Annotated in this window: 15 protein-coding genes; 13 read left to right on the top strand and 2 right to left on the bottom strand. The window is 34.2% G+C overall.

The genetic code is table 11. The annotated features are described in order from the left end of the window. Nucleotides 1-6 precede the first annotated feature (6 nt). The 7 genes from AC3Y25_RS08345 to AC3Y25_RS08315 all read left to right on the top strand — a co-directional run bounded on the left by AC3Y25_RS08345 (nucleotide 7) and on the right by AC3Y25_RS08315 (nucleotide 15,494). A complete protein-coding gene (locus AC3Y25_RS08345; protein ID WP_489902428.1) occupies nucleotides 7-1,584 on the top strand; it encodes a RagB/SusD family nutrient uptake outer membrane protein in 1,578 nt (525 codons plus the stop codon). 105 nt (nucleotides 1,585-1,689) lie between these two features. Beyond that, complete coding sequence (gene nagB / locus AC3Y25_RS08340) at nucleotides 1,690-3,627, top strand: glucosamine-6-phosphate deaminase (protein WP_250836718.1); 1,938 nt, start codon at nucleotides 1,690-1,692, stop codon at nucleotides 3,625-3,627. A gap of 152 nt (nucleotides 3,628-3,779) precedes the next feature. Next, on the top strand, nucleotides 3,780-5,846 hold the full coding sequence (locus AC3Y25_RS08335; protein ID WP_489902427.1) for a beta-N-acetylhexosaminidase: 2,067 nt from the start codon (nucleotides 3,780-3,782) through the stop codon (nucleotides 5,844-5,846). A gap of 471 nt (nucleotides 5,847-6,317) precedes the next feature. Further along, nucleotides 6,318-11,054, top strand: coding sequence for a T9SS-translocated chitinase ChiA (gene chiA, locus AC3Y25_RS08330; protein ID WP_489902426.1), 4,737 nt, complete (start codon nucleotides 6,318-6,320; stop codon nucleotides 11,052-11,054). A 371-nt stretch (nucleotides 11,055-11,425) separates the two neighbouring features. Beyond that, the gene (locus AC3Y25_RS08325; protein ID WP_489902425.1) at nucleotides 11,426-12,226 is read left to right on the top strand and encodes a TlpA family protein disulfide reductase; all 801 of its coding nucleotides are present in this window, start codon (nucleotides 11,426-11,428) and stop codon (nucleotides 12,224-12,226) included. 377 nt (nucleotides 12,227-12,603) lie between these two features. Then, nucleotides 12,604-14,223: an ABC-F family ATP-binding cassette domain-containing protein gene (locus AC3Y25_RS08320; protein WP_489902424.1), complete on the top strand. Its 1,620-nt coding sequence runs from the start codon at nucleotides 12,604-12,606 to the stop codon at nucleotides 14,221-14,223. 218 nt (nucleotides 14,224-14,441) lie between these two features. Further along, the gene (locus AC3Y25_RS08315) at nucleotides 14,442-15,494 is read left to right on the top strand and encodes an energy transducer TonB (RefSeq protein ID WP_489902423.1); all 1,053 of its coding nucleotides are present in this window, start codon (nucleotides 14,442-14,444) and stop codon (nucleotides 15,492-15,494) included. A 69-nt stretch (nucleotides 15,495-15,563) separates the two neighbouring features. On the opposite strand, the gene AC3Y25_RS08310 is transcribed toward AC3Y25_RS08315, so the two are convergent. Further along, nucleotides 15,564-15,737 (bottom strand): hypothetical protein, encoded by a 174-nt coding sequence (locus tag AC3Y25_RS08310; RefSeq protein ID WP_008468862.1) that lies wholly within the window; start codon nucleotides 15,735-15,737, stop codon nucleotides 15,564-15,566. Nucleotides 15,738-16,186: 449 nt separating this feature from the next. After that, complete coding sequence (locus tag AC3Y25_RS08305; RefSeq protein WP_119791975.1) at nucleotides 16,187-16,660, bottom strand: hypothetical protein; 474 nt, start codon at nucleotides 16,658-16,660, stop codon at nucleotides 16,187-16,189. A gap of 202 nt (nucleotides 16,661-16,862) precedes the next feature. Here AC3Y25_RS08305 and pyrR point away from each other — a divergent pair, with 202 nt between their 5' ends. From pyrR to AC3Y25_RS08275, 6 genes are all read left to right on the top strand, one after another. Continuing rightward, nucleotides 16,863-17,402, top strand: a complete 540-nt coding sequence (gene pyrR, locus AC3Y25_RS08300) for a bifunctional pyr operon transcriptional regulator/uracil phosphoribosyltransferase PyrR (protein ID WP_008468864.1) — start codon at nucleotides 16,863-16,865, stop codon at nucleotides 17,400-17,402. A gap of 105 nt (nucleotides 17,403-17,507) precedes the next feature. After that, nucleotides 17,508-18,434, top strand: a complete 927-nt coding sequence (locus tag AC3Y25_RS08295) for an aspartate carbamoyltransferase catalytic subunit (protein ID WP_057120673.1) — start codon at nucleotides 17,508-17,510, stop codon at nucleotides 18,432-18,434. A 261-nt stretch (nucleotides 18,435-18,695) separates the two neighbouring features. After that, nucleotides 18,696-19,028 carry a ribonuclease Z gene (locus AC3Y25_RS08290; RefSeq protein WP_427874565.1) on the top strand — a complete coding sequence of 111 codons (333 nt, stop codon included), beginning with the start codon at nucleotides 18,696-18,698 and terminating at the stop codon, nucleotides 19,026-19,028. Between the two features lie 95 nt (nucleotides 19,029-19,123). After that, complete coding sequence (locus AC3Y25_RS08285; protein WP_489902422.1) at nucleotides 19,124-20,029, top strand: ribonuclease Z; 906 nt, start codon at nucleotides 19,124-19,126, stop codon at nucleotides 20,027-20,029. Nucleotides 20,030-20,289: 260 nt separating this feature from the next. Beyond that, entirely contained in the window at nucleotides 20,290-20,934 is a 645-nt protein-coding gene (gene pdxH, locus AC3Y25_RS08280; protein WP_489902421.1) for a pyridoxamine 5'-phosphate oxidase, read from the top strand. A 184-nt stretch (nucleotides 20,935-21,118) separates the two neighbouring features. Further along, complete coding sequence (locus tag AC3Y25_RS08275) at nucleotides 21,119-21,625, top strand: CAP domain-containing protein (protein WP_489902420.1); 507 nt, start codon at nucleotides 21,119-21,121, stop codon at nucleotides 21,623-21,625. Nucleotides 21,626-21,677: the final 52 nt, after the last annotated feature.

Below are 21,677 nucleotides of genomic sequence, written 5' to 3'. Positions count from 1 at the left end.
AACATCATGAAAACAAATAATATAAAAAAATCACTAGTTGGTCTTAGTCTTTTGGCCTTAGTTGGTTGTACATCGAATTTTGACGAGATTAATAGTAATCCTGATGGTTTTACACAAGAAGAACTAACGCAAGACTTTAATCATATTAAAGGGCCCTTTACTACAATGTTTGACAATGTGATGGTAAATGTGCCAGGGTGGAAGTATCAGGTGGCTATTGACTTATCTGGTAATACTTGGGGAGGTTATACTACAGCACCAGGTTTTGACGGTAATAATAACCTTTCTTATGCACTTTCTGATAACTGGAACCTTTGGGGATGGGAAGCTATCTATACACAGGTTATGGCAAATTACTTAAAAGTTGAAGCTGCATCTAAAGGAAAATATGATGAGTTTTATGCTTTAGCAACTATAGTAAAAGTACAGACTTTACATAAAGCGGCAGATTCATGGGGACCAATAGTTTATTCTAAATTAGGTACTACAGATGCAGCAATTGGTTATGATTCTCAAGAAGAAGCTTATGGCTTAATGTTTAAAGATTTAGATTTTGCTGTTGCGGAATTAACAAAAAGAATTGATGCAGGAGAAACAAGTTCTTTTACAAAAATCGATCGTTCGACTTATAAAGGAGACTATACAAAATGGGTTAGATATGCAAACTCTTTACGTTTAAGATTAGCAATGCGTATTGTAAAAGCAAATCCAACATTAGCTAAAGCGGAAGCCGAAAAAGCAATTAGCCAAAAATTTGGTGTAATGACAGTAAATGCAGACAGCTTTATTGTGAATAAAGATGTTTCGCAACACCCACTTAGAGTTGCTGCTTACGAATATAATGATAGCCGTATGTCTGCAGATATGGAGTCTATCATGGGAGGTTACAATGATCCTAGAATAAGTGTTTATTTTAAAACTTCAGAAGAGTTTCCTGGAGAATATAAAGGAATCCGTACAGGTGGTATTCTTGGTGATAAGTCAAAACACATTAATTTTTCGAATTTTGGTAAGATAATAGATGAAGACAAACAAGTTGTTTGGTTAAATGCAGCTGAGATTTACTTCTTAAGAGCAGAAGGAGCTTTAAGAGGTTGGAATATGGGCGGTGACGCTGCAACATTCTACAAAGCAGGTATTACGGCTTCTTTTGAACAGCTTTCTGTAGGTGGTGCTGCTGATTATATTGCAAATAATGTAAAAACAGCTAAAGATTATGTAGATCCAGTTGCTCCATTCAATAGTGGTTTAGCTGTGAATAAAGTAACTGTTGCTTGGGATGATGCTGCAAGCAACGAAGTAAAATTACAAAAAATCATTACTCAAAAATGGATTGCTAATTTCCCTGACGGTATGGAAGCTTGGGCTGAACACCGTAGAACAGGTTACCCAAAATTATTACCAATTCTTAACAACCAAAGTGCTGGTGCAATTACAACTGAATATGGTGTAAGAAGAATCAACTTTGTTTCAACTGAAAAAGACGGAAACCCAGAAGGTCTTAAAACAGGTATTGCAAAACTTAACGGTCCTGACAATGGTGGAACAAGAACTTGGTGGGATGTTAACGCTCCAAATTTCTAAAAAAAACGAGAATATTAAGTTTGGTTAGTAGTATGGTATAGATGGCGAAAGCGATCTATACCATTCTTAAAACCAAAATGGTAATTACTACAAAAAAGAAAAGAAATGAAAAGTGCTTTAGAAATAAAACCTGATATTAGTTACAAAAGCGCGGGAAAATTTGAAGAAACTCGATTTGAGAAAATTCATATTGAAATCTTTAAAGGCTCGATTGATGCTTCTGTAATTGTAGCCCAGGAAATTGCGCAGCTAATTAGGTCTAAGCAGGAGAAAAATAAATCTTGTGTTTTAGGTCTAGCAACAGGTTCTTCTCCTATTAAAGTTTATGAGGAACTAGTGAGAATGCACAGAGAAGAAGGACTTAGTTTTAGCAATGTTATCACCTTTAATTTGGATGAATATTATCCAATGACTAAGGAGAACAATCAGAGCTATCATTATTTCATGCATGAGCATCTTTTTAATCACATTGATATCAAACCTGAAAATATTAATATTCCTGACGGTACAGTAGCAATTGAGGAAATCAATCAATATTGTATCGATTATGAAATGAATATTAAAAATGCAGGTGGACTTGATTTTCAATTGCTTGGAATTGGTAGAACGGGTCACGTTGGATTTAACGAGCCAGGTTCGCATATCAATTCAGGAACAAGAATTATTACCTTAGATCACATCACTAGAGTCGATGCTTCATCTGCTTTTAATGGTATAGATAATGTGCCGAAACGTGCCATAACAATGGGGGTTTCAACCATCATGAGGTCAAAACGTATTGTTTTGATGGCTTGGGGGCAAAATAAAGCAGATATTATAAAAAGAACAGTTCAAGGCGATATCAGTTCAGAAATTCCAGCAACATTTTTACAGAATCATCCAAACGCAACTTTTGTTTTAGATCAGTCGGCAGCTTCAGAATTAACCCGTTTCAAAACGCCTTGGTTAGTTGGAGAATGTCTTTGGACTCCTGAATTAAAAAGTAAAGCGATTGTTTGGTTATGTCAAAAAACAAAACAATCTATTCTGAAATTGACAGACCGTGATTATAATAATAACGGAATGTCTGATCTTTTGGCTCAAGAAGGTTCTGCTTATGATATGAATATTAATATGTTCAATATTTTGCAGCACACTATTACCGGATGGCCAGGAGGAAAACCAAACACAGATGATTCATTTCGTCCAGAAAGGGCAAATCCGGCAAAAAAGAGAATTATTCTTTTTAGTCCACACCCAGACGATGATGTGATTTCTATGGGAGGAACATTTTCGAAATTAATCAAACAAGGACACGATGTTCACGTAGTATATCAGACTTCAGGAAACATTGCTGTTTCAGATGATGAAGCTTTAAAATTTGCAGAAGTTGCGAGTGATTTTATCGGAAATGAAAAATCAGATATCAATTTCAAATCAGTAATCGAATTTCTAAATAATAAATCTGAAAATCAGATCGATTCTTTGGAAGTGCGAAAATTAAAAGGATTGATTAGAAGAAGAGAATCTTACGGAGCAACAAGATATATTGGACTGAAAGATGAAAATACACACTTTTTAGATCTTCCTTTTTATGAAACGGGACAAGTTAAAAAGAATCCGTTAGGGCCAGAAGATATTGCTATTGTAAAAAATATTATTGCAAAAATAAAACCGCATCAAGTTTTTGCTGCTGGAGATCTTGCAGATCCGCACGGAACACATGAGGTTTGTTTAAATGCCATTTTTGCCGCTTTAAAAGAACTTAAACCAGAACCGTACATGGATGACTGTTGGTTATGGCTGTATAGAGGAGCTTGGCACGAATGGGATATTCACGAAATTGATATGGCAGTTCCATTAAGCCCATCAGAGGTTTTGTTGAAACGCCATGCTATTTTACACCATCAGTCTCAAAAAGACAGGGTGATGTTTCAAGGTAATGACTCTCGTGAATTTTGGGTTAGGGCAGAAGATCGAAATAAAAATACAGCCATTTTGTATGATGAATTAGGTTTGGCTGAATATGAAGCGATCGAAGCTTTTAAACGTTTTGATTACTAAAAAATTTTTCCGATTCATTTTAGAATGAATCAAATAGCAAAATTCAGATTGATCTCATAGCAAAGTGAGGTAAAAGCTGAAATCATTCTGAGTTTTGTTTTTTTATAAATTTAGGATACTTATAAAAAGCTATCCAACCAAAAAAAAGAAAAATGAAATATCTATTTGTACTATTATTTGCAGGTTTAACAGCAGGTGCTCAAGTCCAGAAGAAGCAGCTAAATCTTATGCCTTGGCCTCAGAATGTTGTTATTAATGAAGGTAATTTTAATTTAACTAAAAATTTTAAAGTAAACATTACAGGAAATCCAAATGCTAGAATATTTGGAGGAGTAACTCGTTTTTTGCGCCGCTTAGATGGTAGAACAGGTATATTTTTCGAACAAGGTTTTATTGAAAAACTAAATGAAGTTCCAAATGCAGAATTGCAGATCAATTGCACTAAAAGCGGTAAAATTGGTTTGTACGAAGACGAAAGTTATCATTTAGATATTACTTCTAATAAAATAACAATAAACGCTTCAAGCGATTTAGGAGCTTTACATGGTTTGGAGACATTGTTGCAGATGCTTCAAAACAACTCAAAATCTTTTTATTTTCCAGTTTCAAAAATTTCAGATTTCCCAAGATTTACATGGAGAGGTTTAATGATTGATGTTTCAAGACATTTTCAGCCAATTGACGTAATTAAAAGAAATATTGATGCATTGGCAGCTGTGAAAATGAATGTTTTTCACTGGCATTTGGTTGATGATCAAGGTTGGAGAATCGAAATGAAAAAACATCCAAAGTTTACTCAATTAGCTTCGGATGGAATGTATTATACACAAGAGGAAATTAAAAATATCGTAAAATATGCAGATGAGCGCGGTATTTTAATTGTTCCAGAAATAGATGTTCCAGGTCACGGATCTGCAATTTTAACGGCTTATCCAGAAATTGGCAGTAAAGTAATCACGCTGACAGGAGGAACATCCGAAAAAAATATTCAAGGTACAGCAATTGCTACCTATGGAATTGAAAGAAATGCGGGTATTTTTTCGCCAACATTAGATCCTTCAAATCCTAAAACATATCAATTATTAAGTGAAGTTTTTGATGAGGTTTGTCCATTATTTCCAGGCGCTTATTTCCATATTGGAGGAGATGAAAACGAAGGAAAAGATTGGGATGCAAATCCGAAGATTCAAGAATTCAAAAAGAAGCATAATTTAAAAACCAACCACGAATTGCAAACTTATTTTACCATGCAATTGGCACCGATGTTAAAGAAACACGGAAAACAATTGATGGGTTGGGAAGAAATCTTGACAAAAGATTTATCTAAAGAAGCTATTGTACATTCTTGGAGAGGTCCAAATGAAGGAATGCCAGCAGGACAATCTTTAGTAGATGCAGTTAAAAAAGGATACAAAACCGTTCTTTCAAATGGCTATTATATCGATTTAATGTACCCAATAGCAAGCCATTATTTAAATGATCCGATGCCAAAAGGAGCGAATTTAACTAGCGATGAAAAAGCAAGAATCTTGGGTGGAGAAGCTACAATGTGGACAGAATTGGCTACACCAACCACGATAGATTCTAGAGTTTGGCCAAGAACAGCTGCTATTGCTGAAAGATTGTGGTCTGCAGAAGATGTAGTGGATGTAGAAAATATGCGCAAACGTTTAGAGCAGATCTCTTTCAGATTAGAAGAATTAGGCATTACGCACATTCGCAACAAAGATGTTATTTTAAGAAATATTGCCAACAATCAAAACATTCAGTCGCTTGAAGAATTTTCTAAAGTTAGCGAGCCTTTAAAAGGATATACTCGTAACAAAGGAGGAACAGAGTACCAGATGTATTCTCCGTTTACCTTATTTGCAGATGCATGCGGACCAGACGCAAAAGATGCACTTGCGTTTGATGCTGCAGTAAATCAATATTTAGCAAATAAATCGGCTGATAATAAAGCAAAAGTAACAGCATTTTTTAATAAATGGATTACTGTAAATAAAGACTTAACAGCGCTAAGTGCCAATGCGCCATTAGTGCAGCCAATTTTGCCTTTGTCAAAAAAATTAAGTGATGCATCGCAAGAATTATTGCTTGTATTAGATAATAAATCGACTTTAAAACCAGCAGATTTAAAAAGTCTAATAGACAAATGCAATACAAAAGATCATGCTGACGTAGAATTGTCAGTTTATGAGAGTTTAAAGAAACTAATATAAATTTTGGTTGAGTTAGTGTTTTAGAGTTACATTAATCAGGCTTTTAATTATCTCTGCCGGAGTTCCACGGTAGAGATAGTTATAGCCAAGATTTCAGAAGTAAGCAGCACTTAACTTAATTCAATATTAAAAATATAAGCCATGAGGGCTAGTATTAACCTTTAAAAACCAAATAGAAGAATTAGAATACCAGAAAACATGACAAAAAACGAGAGTATAGATTGATGATTAGTCCCAAATTTATCATTTGTATTTAAGATTAATTTTTAGAATTATAAATAAATATCAATCACTGCTATTTACTAATGATTATGAATGAATCAGTAATAGTAATATTTATCTATAGAATGTAATTTGAGTTTATTTCCAATCGACCGCGGGGTTCCAATCTGCAGTTGAGCGAAACCCAGAAGATTTTAAAAACTTCTGTGACCCAATTATTTATTTTCTATTAACTAATATTTATTAACTATGAAACATTATTACAGATTGCTCTTTTTGTTATTGTTTCCCTCACTAGCGTTGGCTCAACCAGCTCACGGAAAAAAAGTAGTGGGGTATTTTGCGCAATGGTCTATCTATGCTAGGGATTTTAATGTTCCTAAAATTGATGGAAGTAAAATAACGCATTTAAATTATTCTTTTTATGGCACAACTTATGATCCTGCCCATCCAGAGAATACCAAATTAAAATGTTTAGACACTTATGCTGATTATGAGCATATGGAAGGCGGCATTCCGTGGGATGCGCCAGTAAAAGGAAACTTTTATGATTTAATGAAATTAAAAGAAAAGTATCCGCATTTAAAAATTCTAATTTCTGTTGGAGGCTGGACAAAAGGACAAGATCTTTCTCCAATTGCTGCAAGTCCTGTAGCAAGAGCAGCTTTAGCGGCAGATATGGCAAACTTTATTACTACGTATCCTTTTATCGACGGTTTTGATATCGATTGGGAATATCCTCTTTCGGGCGGGACTGACGGTACAGAAATAGTAAATGGTGCGCCTGTTCCTCCGCAAAAATACAGTCCAGACGACAATAAAAATTTAGTGCTTTTATTGAAAGCAATGCGTCAGGCAATGCCAAATAAATTGGTTACCATTGCTGCTGGAAACAATGTTAGAAACGTTGCTAAACAGTATTTAGGGCCAAACAACAGAGCGCAGTATGGCATGAGCGAAGATATTTCGACTTACTGTGATTATATTACCTATTTCGGATATGATTTTGGAGGAAATTGGTATGATAAAACCTGCTATAATGCTCCTTTATATGCAAGCGGGAACACTAATGATCCGTTGTATGGCGCAACGCAATCAGAATCATTAGACGAATTAACCAATCAATATCTAAACGTAATTGGTTTTCCTGCGAATAAATTAATCATGGGATTGCCTTTCTACGGAAAAAAATTCGATAACGTTGCGGCAAATTCAACAAACGGATTATTTGTTTCAGCACCAAGATATATCGTTCCTGGATGTACAAATCCTCAAAATCCAACCGGTACATGGGATGGTTCAGGAGCTTGTGAAAAATCTGGAAGTATCGAAATCTGTGATTTAGTTGGAAATCCAGTTACCAATTCGCATGCTTATTTAGACCCAAATACAATGCAAGTTACACCAAGTGCAGCTTCGGCAGGATGGGTAAGATATTTTGATAATACTACAAAAGTTCCTTATTTATATAATGCTACTAGAAAAGAGTTTATTTCTTATGAAGATAAACAGTCAATGGACTTAAAAGTGCAGTATATAAAATCGAAAAACTTAGCAGGAGGTATGATTTGGGAATTATCTCAAGATACCAGAGGTGCAATTCCGAATTCATTATTAAACCAAGTTGACGCTTCTTTCGGCAGTGTTGTTCCAGGAACAGTAAGTATTTCTGGTTCTGTAAAAAACGGATCGGCTTTGATTACCAATGTTACAGTTGAATTACGTAACGCAAGCAATGCGGTAATTCAGACAGTAGTTTCTCAAACAGGAAACTTTGCATTCAATAATCTAACTTCAGGACAAAACTATACACTTACAGCTTTAAAAGCGAGTTATACCTTTGTTCCAGTATCGTTAAACAATGTAACGGTAAATCAGACAACAGTTGTAATTAATGGAACGCAGCCAACCTATACTGTAAGTGGAACAATTGTAGACGGAAGTGGTCCAGTTTCTGGTGTAACCGTTTCAGCAGTTTCTGGAAGCACAACTTTAACAGCAGTTTCAAATGCAAGTGGCGCTTATAGCATTGCAGGTTTAACAGCAGGTTTAAACTTCACCGTTACAGCTGCAAAATCTGGATTTTCTTATACTCCAGCTTCAACAGTTTACAATGCAATTGATGCCAACAAGACGTTGAATTTCACTCAAGGCGCAGCAGTGGTAACATACACAGTAAGCGGAACAGTTCTTAACGGAAGTACTGCAGTTTCTGGCGTAACCGTTACGGCGGCTTCTACAGCAGGAAATGTTACGGCAACAACTAATTCAACTGGGGCATATTCATTGACTTTAGCTTCTGGCGGAAATTATACTGTAACTGCAGCTTTAACAGGACAGACATTTACACCAGCGTCGACAGTTTATTCTAATTTGAATGCCAATAAAACATTAAACTTTGCTCAGGATGTTGTAACGACTTCAAGTAAAATTAGCGGAACAGTTAAAAACGGAACAACTCCAGTTTCAGGAGCCAAAGTAGAATTGGTTTTACCTTGGACAGATAATGCACATCCGTGGAAAAGTGTTCTGGCAACAACAGATGCACAAGGAAAATACAGTTTTGATAATTCTGTTATAGACGGTTATACAACCATTACAAGTTTAAAACTAAATACTTGGTCAAACGGAGAGGTAAATTATTATCCAAATAATCTAGCCAACTTTGCAGTTCCTGCAAGTCCAACAACGTACAACTTCAATACAAGTTCAACGGCTAGAGTAGCATTAGCGGCAGCGACAAACTTAATCAGCGGAACGGTGAAAAACGGTTCAACACCTGTAGCAAATGCAAAAGTGGAAATTGTTTTACCATGGACAGATAACACGCACAACTGGAAAAGCGTTCTAGCAACAACAGATGCATCAGGAAATTACGCTTTTGATGATTCAGTTGTAGCGGGTTATACACAAATTTTAAGTTTAAAATTAAATTCATGGCAAAATGGAGAAGTAGCTTATTATCCAAATAATCTAGCAAACTTTGCTGTTCCAACAGCGCCAACAGTTTATAATTTCAATACACAAACGACAGTTGTGACTAAGCCAGTTGTTGCTATTACAGCACCAACAGCTTCGGCGATTGCTATAAATTTAGGTTCAGCAATTAATTTTGTTGCAAGTGTTGGATTAAGCGCTACAGATGCCACTACAATTTCATCTGTTGTATTTAGTTTAGACGGACAAAACTTAAGCGCTACCAATTCTTCAGGAACTTATACAGCGGTTTGGACACCAGTAGCAAATCAGTTTGGAGTTTCTCATACATTAACTGTTACAGCTACGGCTTCAAACGGAACAACAGATTCAAAAACATATAGTTTTACATTAACATGTTCAGGTGCAAATTGTCCAAATTCACTACCTGTAGTCACTTGGAATTCACCATCAAATACTACGGTATACCAAAGCTCTTTCCAAGCTGTGCCAATTTCAGTTACGGCTGTCGATAGTGACGGAACAGTTTCTGGTGTTACGATTACCATAAATGGAGGCACGTTTAACATGACAGCTGGTACAAATAATACGTATACGTATAATTTTACGCCAACTGCATATCAAGATTATCCAATTGTAATTAAAGCAACCGATAATAAAGCTGCGGTAACTACATTAAACAATACTATTAAAATTGCTACAATAAGTGGTAATAGATTTATTCCGCTTCCATCTAAAATTATTTTAGGATACGCACATTCTTGGGAAAATACTGCTGCTCCATTTTTATATTTTTCTCAAATGGTGGGAAGTAAATTTAACGTAGTGGATTATTCTTTCGTAGAAACCGTTAATCGCGATGGTTATACACCAATATTGACAACAAACGACGCGAGATATTTGACCAATGGCGTTTTCAATAAGCAATTGTTGAAAAACGATATAAAAGCCTTAAGAGATAGTGGTGTTCCTGTTATTGTTTCTATTGGAGGTCAAAATGGTCATGTTGTTTTAGATAATGTAACTCAGAAAAATATTTTTGTTAATGGTCTAAAAGCCATTATTGACGAGTATCAATTTGATGGAGTTGATATTGATTTTGAAGGTGGATCGATGAATTTTAGCGCAGGAGGTTTAAGAGATATCTCTTACGCTGGTATTTCGGCTTATCCAAGATTGAAAAACGTAGTAGATGCTTTCAAAGAATTAAAAGCGTACTATGGCCCTGGATTTTTATTGACTGCAGCTCCAGAAACACAATATGTACAAGGAGGATATACTACTTACACAGATACTTTTGGTTCGTTCTTGCCAATTATTCAAAACTTACGCAACGAGTTAGATTTGTTAGCGGTACAATTGTATAATACAGGAGGAGAAAACGGATTAGATGGCCAGTATTATGGTACAGCTAAGAAAGCCAACATGGTTACAGCCTTAACCGATATGATCATAAAAGGGTATAACATTGCTTCAACAGGAATGCGTTTTGATGGTTTGCCAGCCTCAAAAGTTCTTATTGCATTACCAGCTTGTCCGAGTGCAGCAGGTAGCGGTTATTTAACTCCAACAGAAGGAATTAATGCTATGGATTATTTAAGAAACGGAACCAATTTCTCGGGTAGAACATACACTATGCAGCCAGGCGGACCATATCCTTCTTTAAGAGGTTTAATGACTTGGTCTGTAAATTGGGATGCCTCTTCTTGTGGTAATTCATCTGAATTATCTAAAGCATATGCAGCTTATTTTGCATCTCAAGCCACAGCAAAAACATTAGTTCTTGAAGATATTTCAGCAGAAAGCAATACGACTGTTGCCTATTTTAGAAACAATACCTTATCGGTATCTAATGAAACAGAAGACATTGCTCAGGTTGATGTATTCAATACAATAGGACAAACGGTTACAAGTTCTAGAAATATTCAAAACAACAAAGAAGTATTGCTTCATAGTCCAAGTTTTGCTAGTAGACAAATTTTTGTCGTGATCGTAACAGATAAATCTGGACACAAAAAGTCATTGAAAGTAATGAACTTTTTAAACTAAAAAAGAATTGAAAATTTAGAAATAAAAAACGGGACGGTTAAAATTGAGTTTGGTTATTTATGTTTTAATCTATTTTATTTCTAAAAAATGCCACTTTAGGTAATTTGTTATTTGGTTTTTGCCTAAAGATGCGCATTATGAACCTGGTAGTTTTACTGCCAGGTTTTTTTTATGACTTTCGATAAATGGACTAATAACTCAATGTAGTACACGGATGAGGCGGATTTACTTCGTAAAGACGCGGATAAAAAACGGATTTTTTTACTTGTTTTTTAGATAGATTAATAAAAAATCTGCTAAATCTGCGAGAAACCCTTTGCGAACTTTGCGCATACCTTCGCGTCTTTGCGGTTAAAAAACTTTCACTATTTTTGAAATCAAATACAATTGTTTCAGAATCCATGCAGAAATTCATTAGCTTAATTGCACTACTCTTTATTTTTACAATAAGTACAGCTCAAAATAAATTCGGAAATCCAGAAATTGATCCCCTACAAATTCAGAAAACGTACGAGCAATGGTCGGTTTATAATAAAGGAATTATGCTTTCGAGAGATTTCACTGCACTTGATTCATCTTCAAAAGAAATCTCAAAAGAAGCTTTTTTAGATCAGCTGGCAAATGGAAATTTCATTCCAGTTCGATTGAAATCAGAAGCGAATATGTATGTTTATAAACTATTCAAAATTCAGCCAAAAACAGATTCAAGCATAAAAGCCACCATCAATCAAATTGGTTTTGATGCTTATAAAAACTACAAAATGGAAGGAACCGCTTTTCCAAAATTTTCATTTAAAGATTTAAACGGAAATCTCGTAACAAACGAATCCATGAAAGGAAAAATCATTGTAATCAAATGCTGGTACATTCACTGCACGCCTTGCATTAGAGAATTTCCTCAGGTAAATAAATTAGTTTCAGAATACAAAGATCGAAACGATATTGTTTTTATGAGTTTAGCCGAAGATTCAGTAGAGCAATTAAAAACTTTCTTGGCAAGAAAACCATTGTCTTATTCTGTAATTCCAGATATGAAGGAATATATGAATGAATCGTTACAATTGAATTCATTCCCAACACATTTTATCCTAAACAAAGAAGGAATGATTGCTAAAGTGCTTCCTAATTTTGAGAGTCTTGAAGTGGCTTTGGCGAAGGAAAGTAAATTGTAAGTTTTAATTAATCTCGCAAAGTCGCGAAGTCACAAAGTTATATGGCAAAGTAACCTCATTTTTGTCATTTCGACTGAAAGGAGAAATCATACTAGTTAATCGACAAAGTAACCTCATTTTTTGTCATTTCGAGGAACGAGAAATCTCCACAAGAAACTCTACAAAGATTGGTTTTTTGTTGCGGAGCTACTCGCAAAGATTTCTCGTTCCTCGAAATGACAAGATTACGTAGTAATCAATTTGGTGAAACAAAACTCTGCGCCTTAGCGACTCTGCGAGAACCTCTCAGCAACAGCAAAAAAACTTAGTCCCTTTGCACCTTTGCAACTCTGAACCTTTTTCCGTACTTTTGCACCAAATTAATTAAAAAGACATTCATGTTAACAGTCAATAATTTATCAGTTCAATTTGGCAAACGAATTTTGTTTGACGAAGTAAATACCACATTCACTCACGGAAATATTTACGGCGTTATTGGAGCCAATGGTGCTGGAAAATCTACATTTCTAAAAATTATTTCAGGCGATATGGACCCAACTTCTGGGCATATTCATTTAGAACCGGGAAAACGTATGTCGGTTTTAAACCAGAACCACAACATGTTCGATGAGCATACTGTTTTGGAAACCGTTTTAATGGGAAATAAAGTTTTGTATGCTGTTAAAAAAGAAATGGATGAACTTTATTTAGATTATAATGATGCTAATGCAGACAGAATAGGGGAGCTTCAAGTTCAGTTTGAAGAAATGAACGGATGGAATGCCGATTCTGATGCTGCGTCTATGTTGTCTAACTTAGGAATCTCTGAAGCAGATCATTATACTTTAATGGCAGATATGGAAGGAAAGATGAAAGTACGTGTGCTTTTGGCGCAGGCACTTTTTGGAAATCCAGATGTATTGATTATGGATGAGCCTACCAACGATTTGGATTTCGAGACAATCGCTTGGTTAGAAAACTTCTTAGCAAACTACGAAAACACTGTAATTGTGGTATCTCACGACCGTCACTTTTTGGATGCGGTTTGTACACATATTTCTGATATTGATTTCGGAAAAATCAATCACTACTCAGGAAACTATACGTTCTGGTACGAGTCTAGCCAATTAGCAGCAAAACAGCGTGCACAGCAAAACAAAAAAGCAGAAGAGAAGAAACAAGAGTTGGAAGAATTTATTCGTCGTTTTAGTGCAAACGTGGCGAAATCAAAACAAGCAACTTCTCGTAAAAAAATGATTTCGAAATTAAATATTTCGGAAATTAAACCATCTAGCCGTCGTTATCCTGCGATTATTTTTGATCAGGATCGTGAAGCTGGAGATCAGATCTTGAATGTAGAAGGTTTAGCAGCTTCTGTAGATGGAGAAGTTTTATTCAAAGACATTAACCTGAATATGGCAAAAGGCGATAAAATCGTTCTTTTCTCTAAAGATTCACGTGCTACAACTGCTTTCTACGAAATCTTAAACAACGAACAAAAAGCAGATTCTGGAACTTTCGATTGGGGAATTACAACAAACCAAGCATATTTGCCAGCTGAAAATCATAAATACTTTGAAAATGATTTAACTTTAGTTGACTGGTTACGTCAGTACGCTAAAACGGAAGAAGAGCGTGATGAGGTATTTATTAGAGGTTTCTTAGGAAAAATGATTTTCTCTGGAGAAGAAGCTCTTAAAACATCTAGAGTTTTATCTGGAGGAGAAAAAGTTCGTTGTATGTTGTCTAGAATGATGATGGAGCGTGCTAACGTTTTAATGCTTGACGAACCGACAAACCACTTAGATTTGGAGTCCATTACGGCTTTCAACAACTCATTGAAAAACTTTAAAGGTTCTGTAATTTTCACAACGCATGACCACGAGTTCGCGCAAACTGTTGGTAACAGAATCGTAGAATTGACACCAAACGGAGTTATCGACCGTTACATGACATTTGACGAATATCTTGATGATGAAAAAATTCAAGAACAAAGAAAGAAGATGTACAATCTTTAATTTTTAAAATTCCAAATTCCAATCTTTGACTTTACAACTCTGTCAAAGTTTTAAACTTTGACAGAGTTCGATACTAATAAAAAATCCCAAACTCCAAGTTTAATCTGGAATTTGGGATTTTTTTGTCTTAATAATTTTTCGTGTGAATTTTCATTCAATTATAAGTTGCTATATTTGTGTAAGAAAAATATATTTATTTTAAAAAAAAGCAAGTGAGCATGAAGATCATTCAAAAAGGGATAAAAGTACTATTATTGATAGCTACATTCCATGTAGGCATAGCACAAGAATATAATAAAATTAATTCGTCATCGATTTCATATGTAAACAATGGCTTCCTTTCGGATAATTTTATAAGTATAGAAAATGCAAATAAAACTAAACTCAAAAATGGTTTTTATGAAATGAATCTTGATGGCAGGAAAATGCAATTTTATATTAACGAAAAAGGAAATGTAGACGGAACTTTTAAAGAATACAATTCAAACGGGACTTTAGGAATACAAACATTGCTTAATAATGGCAAGTTAATAAGTACGACTGCACTTGATTCAAATGGAAAAACTATAGAGAGTTTAAATGTTGGAAAGGATGCGAAAAGTGGGCATCAATTTCTGAATAGAAAAAAGTATGATTCTTTGGGAACGTTAGTTGAGCAAATCGATTATAATTGGGATAAAAAAGAAATAAAAACGTCTAATTATGAAAATAAGAAACTTGTTTCAGAAACTATCATTTTTGATGAATATAAGATTTGGAATTCAAATGGAGATATAACTGAAGCCAAGTTAACTCATCCGAAAAATACAAGCTATAAAATAGAAAAGAAATACTATCCAAATGGAAAATTGAAAAGTTCTAGATTTACAGACAGTCAATCTATTGAAGGAGAATTGAAAGAATATACAGAAGCCGGCGTTTTGATAAAAAGTAAAAAGACCTCTACAGACAAAATTAACAATGAAAAAATATATAAATTAGAAGAGGCTGAGGTAAAACCAAGCTATCCATCAGGAATAGATTCATTCTATAAATTTTTCTATAAAAACTTTGTAAAGCCCAATCAAGAAGGACTTCAAGGAACAATTTATATGGATTTTGTTGTTGAAAAAGACGGTTCTTTATCAGCTTTTCGCTGTTTTAAAGATATTGGATATGCAACAGGAGCCGAAGCAATTCGGGTTTTGAAACTATCTCCTAAATGGAATCCCGCCAAGATAAGCGGTAAAAAAGTCAGATGTGTTTATGTGTTAAAAGTTCCAATTAAATAAACAATAAAAAAATCCCAAACGCCAAGTTTTAATTTGGAATTTGGGATTTTTTTATTGTTTATTTTACCACTATTTGCTTCCGAACATTTTTGCAAAAATCCAGATAATAATCGCAATGATAAAGATTACGATAAAAATCCCGAATCCCATTCCGGCTTTAAAAATGTCTCCAATAACTTCACAGCTTGTAAATGAAAACAGTATTACAAATACCATTAACAATCTTAGTATTTTATTTTGCATGATTCTGATGTTTTAAATTGATACTTAAAATTACTTCACGAATCAGGAAAATGTGTTATAGAATTTTTGAGAAATGTTTTAGGATTTGGATTTTATGATTTTTATTTCTAATGTGGACAAGCCCAATAATTACTACTATTTCTGCCAGTAAGTAAATAATGCCAAAAATAGAAATGCTTTCATAATTGAAGATTAATATACCAAATGTTAGTATACAATAAAGAATGTTCGCGGTGCAAATTATTTTTAAAAACGATTTCCAATTTTGCTTCACTAAAAAATAACAATTAATAGAGTAAATGAAAAATATGAATGCTATAATAGAAAGGTATTCGAAAATATCTTTAGATAATCCAAAAAAGTCATTGAAATTTCTAAGTGTAAAAAAGAGTAAAATGGAAGTAATCAATGCTCCAAAACTATCTAATAGAAATATGTTTTTGGGTTTTTTAATGGCTCTCATTTATTTTACTCAAATATTTTTTCCAGATATTTTTGTCAACTATATATGAATATTGATAACCAGTTTCAAATATTCTTACCTTATTTTTTAATTGAGTTGTATCAACATGATAAAGAGCAAAATATTCTTTTTCTTCATTTTGATAAAAGTTGATAGAATAGTTAATATCAGGACAACAACAATAATCAGTACGTTTTCCATTTGCAAATACTTTTTCAAAATCAAGTATTTGATTTTTATTTGTAACTTCACATAGTTTATCTACTACAGGAAATGTTGTTCCTGAATCAGTTTCTAATTTTTTATGAAGTTCAATAGTAATTTTTGTGCTGCGTTTAACGGTTTCAGTAAGAGGATATTCGTTTATATAGGTTTCTGATTTCTTACAATTTATAGTCATAACTGAAATGAGAAATAAAAAAATATATCTTGTATTACTGTTTAAATATTTTTGATTCATAATTATGAATTTACTATTTTATTGTAAAGCTCAAATATATTTTAAAATCAATTCAGAATAAAAAAAGTATTGCTGTCAATTAAAATAATTATGAAAATTATTAGGAAATAAAATTTTCCTCAAAAAAACATTTCCACGCCCAACACCCCAACAAATAAAATCAGATTCCGTATATTTGCGCAACCAAACATTACAATCACTTATGAGTCAAAAAGTATTACTTAATTCGAAAGAAGTTACTATCATACTCCATCGTTTGGCTTGTCAGTTAATCGAAAAACATCTTGATTTCTCTGAAACTATTTTAGTTGGAATTCAGCCAAGAGGCGTTTTTTTAGCTGAACGTTTAAAACAAATATTAGAAAACGAATACAAGGTTCCTGAGATTTCTTTAGGATATCTGGACATCACTTTTTTTAGAGATGATTTCCGTCGTACTGATAAACCGCTTGAAGCCAATAAAACCCAAATCAATTTTATAGTCGAAGACAAAAAAGTCATTTTTATTGATGACGTTTTGTTTACCGGAAGAAGCATTCGTTCGGCGCTAACTGCCATTCAATCTTTCGGAAGACCTTCAGAAATTGAATTATTGGTTTTAATAGACAGACGTTTCAGCCGACATTTGCCAATTCAGCCCGATTATAGAGGCCGTCAGGTAGATGCTATTAATGGTGAAAAAGTAATTGTAAGCTGGAAAGAAAATGATGGTGAAGATGTTGTTCACCTTGTGACGAATTAAGTTTAATCGGTTAACCGGTTAATTGTTTAATCGGTAATAACACCGATTAAGCGATTTGAAAAAAACGATTAAACAATTCAACGATTAAACATATAAACACACACAATGAAAGAATTAAGCGTAGATCATTTATTAGGAATCAAATATATCAACGAGAATGATATTAACCTGATTTTTGAAACGGCAGATCATTTTAAAGAAGTCATTAATAGACCGATTAAAAAAGTTCCTTCATTACGAGATATTACTATTGCCAATATTTTCTTCGAAAACAGTACCAGAACCAAACTCTCTTTCGAATTAGCGCAGAAACGTTTGTCTGCAGATGTAATCAGTTTTTCGGCAGCTCAGTCATCGGTTAAAAAAGGAGAGACCTTGATTGATACTGTAAATAATATCCTTTCGATGAAAGTAGATATGGTTGTAATGCGCCACTCCAATCCCGGAGCGGCTTATTTTTTATCTAAAAATGTCAAAGCCAGTATCGTAAACGCCGGAGACGGAGCGCACGAGCATCCAACTCAGGCTTTGTTAGACAGTTATTCGATCAGAGAAAAATTGGGTGATGTTGCTGGAAAAAAAGTAGTTATTGTAGGCGATATTCTGCATTCGAGAGTAGCCTTATCAAATATATATGCTTTGCAGATGCAAGGCGCAGAAGTAAAAGTTTGCGGACCAAAAACGCTGATTCCGAGATATATTGAATCACTTGGTGTTACAGTGGAACCGAATTTGCGTAAAGCGCTAGAATGGTGTGACGTTGCGAATATGCTTCGTGTACAAAACGAACGTATGGATGTGAATTTCTTCCCATCGACGCGCGAGTACGCACAACAATATGGAGTGGATAAACCGCTTTTGGATTCGCTAGGAAAAGAAATCGTAATCATGCACCCAGGACCAATCAATAGAGGAGTAGAAATTACTTCTGAAGTGGCAGATTCTGATCATTCGGTGATCTTGAATCAGGTGGAGAATGGTGTTGCAATTAGAATGGCGGTTATTTATTTGCTGGCTTCTAAGATACAGTAGGTTTTTTTTGGTGTTCAGTTTTTTAGTAATTAGTGTTCAGTTTTAGTATTCAGTCGCGGTCGCGGTTTTCAGTTTTGAAATGAGTGTCGAATTGAATGAAGTTTTTTTTTAACGAAATGTGCTTTGCAAACTTGGGCTTCGACTCCGCTCAGCCTGACAAAACTTGAAACTTGAAACCTCAAACTTTAAACCTGAAACTTGAAACAACAAAAAAACTTACTAAATTAGCATCATAAAATACAAGCCTCACAAATTATAAAAATGAAAGTAGATCAAAAAGGACATACCGTTACGATTAAAGATACTCAAGGAGATGTAAACGCTTTCTTGGAAAAAGTGACGCAACAGTTTAAAACCTTTGAAAAACAAAATATTATAATCGATTTATCAGCTGATGTAGCAATTACAGAAAAAGATTTGAAAGCTTTTTTACCACTTTCTAAGCTTCATAAAAAAGCAAAAAAATCTTTTGTTATAGTTGCAACCGATCTTGATTTTAATGCTATTTCAGATAAATTAGCGGTGGTTCCTTCACTTTTGGAAGCGCATGATATTATCGAAATGGAAGAAATCGAAAGAGACCTGGGGTTTTAATTTTAGATTTCTGATTTCAGATTTTAGATTTTTGAATGCTAAATCTAAAATGTTTTGTCAATCTAAAATCTACATTCTAAAATCTAAAATCAAAAATGAAACTTACTATACTTGGCTGTTATGCCGCAACTCCGAGAACACTTACTAATCCGACTTCGCAGGTTCTAGAAATTAAAAACCGATTGTTTTTAATTGATTGTGGAGAGGGAACTCAAGTTCAGCTTCGAAAGAACAAGATTAAATTCTCAAAAATCAATCATATTTTTATTTCCCATCTTCACGGCGATCATTTGTATGGATTGATTGGGACGATTTCTACTTTTTCTCTTTTGGGAAGAACAACCGATTTGCATATTTATGGTCCAAAAGGAATTAAAGAATTAATTCTTCTTCAATTAAAATTGACGGAATCTTGGACAACTTATTCTTTGTTTTTTCACGAATTAGAATCAAAAGAAAGTGAAGTTATTTTTGAAGATAAAAAGGTTATTGTAAAAACGATTCCGTTAAAGCATCGTGTTTATACCAATGGCTTTTTGTTTCAAGAAAAACCAGATGAAAGAAAACTAGATATTGAAGCAGTTCAGCGTTATGATATTCATGTGGCTTATTATCAGAAAATTAAAAATGGAAGTGATATCACACTTGATGATGGAACTGTAGTTGAAAATAAAAAATTGACTTTTGACCCACCGCCAACAAAAAGTTATGCCTTCTGTTCTGATACGGTTTACAACGAAGAGATCATTCCGATTATAGAGAATACGGATATTTTATATCACGAGTCTACGTTTCTGGAATCTGAAGCAAGACTGGCAGAAAAAACACTGCATTCAACAGCAAAAGAAGCGGCCAATATTGCATTGAAAGCCAATGTAAAACAATTAATTTTAGGTCATTATTCAACACGTTACGACGGAATTGAGCGTTTTAAAGAAGAAGCCGAAACGGTTTTCCCAAATGTACTTTTGGGAGATGATGGACGTAGTTTTGAGTTTTAATTTAAGGTTCTAAGGTTCTGAGATGCTGAGGTTCTGAGGTACCAAGTTTGTATGTGGTTTGTTTTAGGTTTAATATTTCACGTTTGTCAGGCTGAGCGAAGTCGAAGCCCACGTTTGCAAATCAAGTTCTATTTATAAAAGCACTTCGACTTCGCTCAGTGTGACAGTAAAATATTCAGATTCCATGAACCTGAAACCTGAAACTTGAAACAATAATCTAAAATCTAAAATCAACAATCTAAAATCATAAATCATAAGTCATGAACGATTTAAGTAATTATAGAAAATCTTACGAGAAAAGCGAATTATTAGAAAGTACCATTCCCGAAGATCCAATTAATCTTTTTAACCGATGGTTTCATGAGGTGGAAGATTTTGGCGGAAGCGGGGAGGTGAATGCCATGACAGTTTCGACAATTGGATTGGATGGTTTTCCAAAATCGCGTGTGGTTTTATTGAAGAAATTTTCGGAAGAAGGATTTATCTTTTATACCAATTACAATTCCGAAAAAGGAAAAGCAATAGAAGCAAACCCAAATGTTTGTCTGTCTTTTTTTTGGCAGGAAGCAGAACGTCAGGTAATTATTAAGGGAATAGCTCAGAAAACATCTGAGATTATTTCAGATAATTATTTTGATTCTCGTCCTGATGGAAGTAAGCTTGGAGCGATTGTTTCGAAGCAAAGTGAAGTGATTCCGTCCAGAACTTTTTTAGAAGAAAACTTAAAAAAACTAGAAACTGAATTTGAAGGGAAAGTAATTCCGAGACCTGAAAATTGGGGTGGCTATATTGTGACTCCCTTACAAGTTGAATTTTGGCAGGGAAGACCCAACAGGCTTCATGATAGAATTCGCTACACTAGCCAGTCAGATTTTTCTTGGAAGATTGAAAGATTGTCTTCTTAAAAGTAGTTTTACGTAAGAATTTTATATAATAAATTAAAAAATAAATGCATTTCATCGATTAATTTTGCACTTTAACGGTAAAATGAATACGTTTGGTATACAATAATACGAACGAATTTATTCAAAGATAAATTTAAAGGATTTGCCCCAACATTTACTTTAAACCGCTAAAATGCTGATGATTATGAAAAAGATTATGCGCACCATGTTGTTCATTGCGATTCTTGTCGCAATGAACGCATGTTCTGCTGATTCCGCTGAAGCTGGCTTGGAAACTACTACTCCAACAGAAACACTTGTTGCAAATTACACATACAACGATACCGAAATAGAGACAATGAGATTACTAAACGAATACCGTTTGAGTATTGGTTTAAATTCTCTGGAAAGAATTAATCACATCTCTTATAAATGTGAAGAGCATAATAAATATATGATTCAGAATAATGTTGTAGATCATAACGATTTTGTTGCTAGGTCTACTAATATGACTAATGTATTGGGAGCTAAAAGAGTTGGAGAGAATGTTGCCTACAACTATAAAACTCCTGAGGCCGCTGTAAGAGCTTGGCTTGATAGTCCAGGGCACAAAGAAAATATAGTTGGCGATTATACTCATTTTGGGTTATCTGTAACCACAGATCCAGCTACAGGAAAAAAATATTACACTAACATATTTGTGAAGCTTTAAAAATATATTGAACAGGTTGGTTTTTTAGAAAACGTTGTGATTCATAGAATTG

It is taken from the genome of Flavobacterium sp. LK-23, from assembly GCF_058135255.1.
The sequence above is the reverse complement of the archived record's forward strand: the minus strand, read 5'-3'. Positions and strand labels throughout refer to the sequence as shown.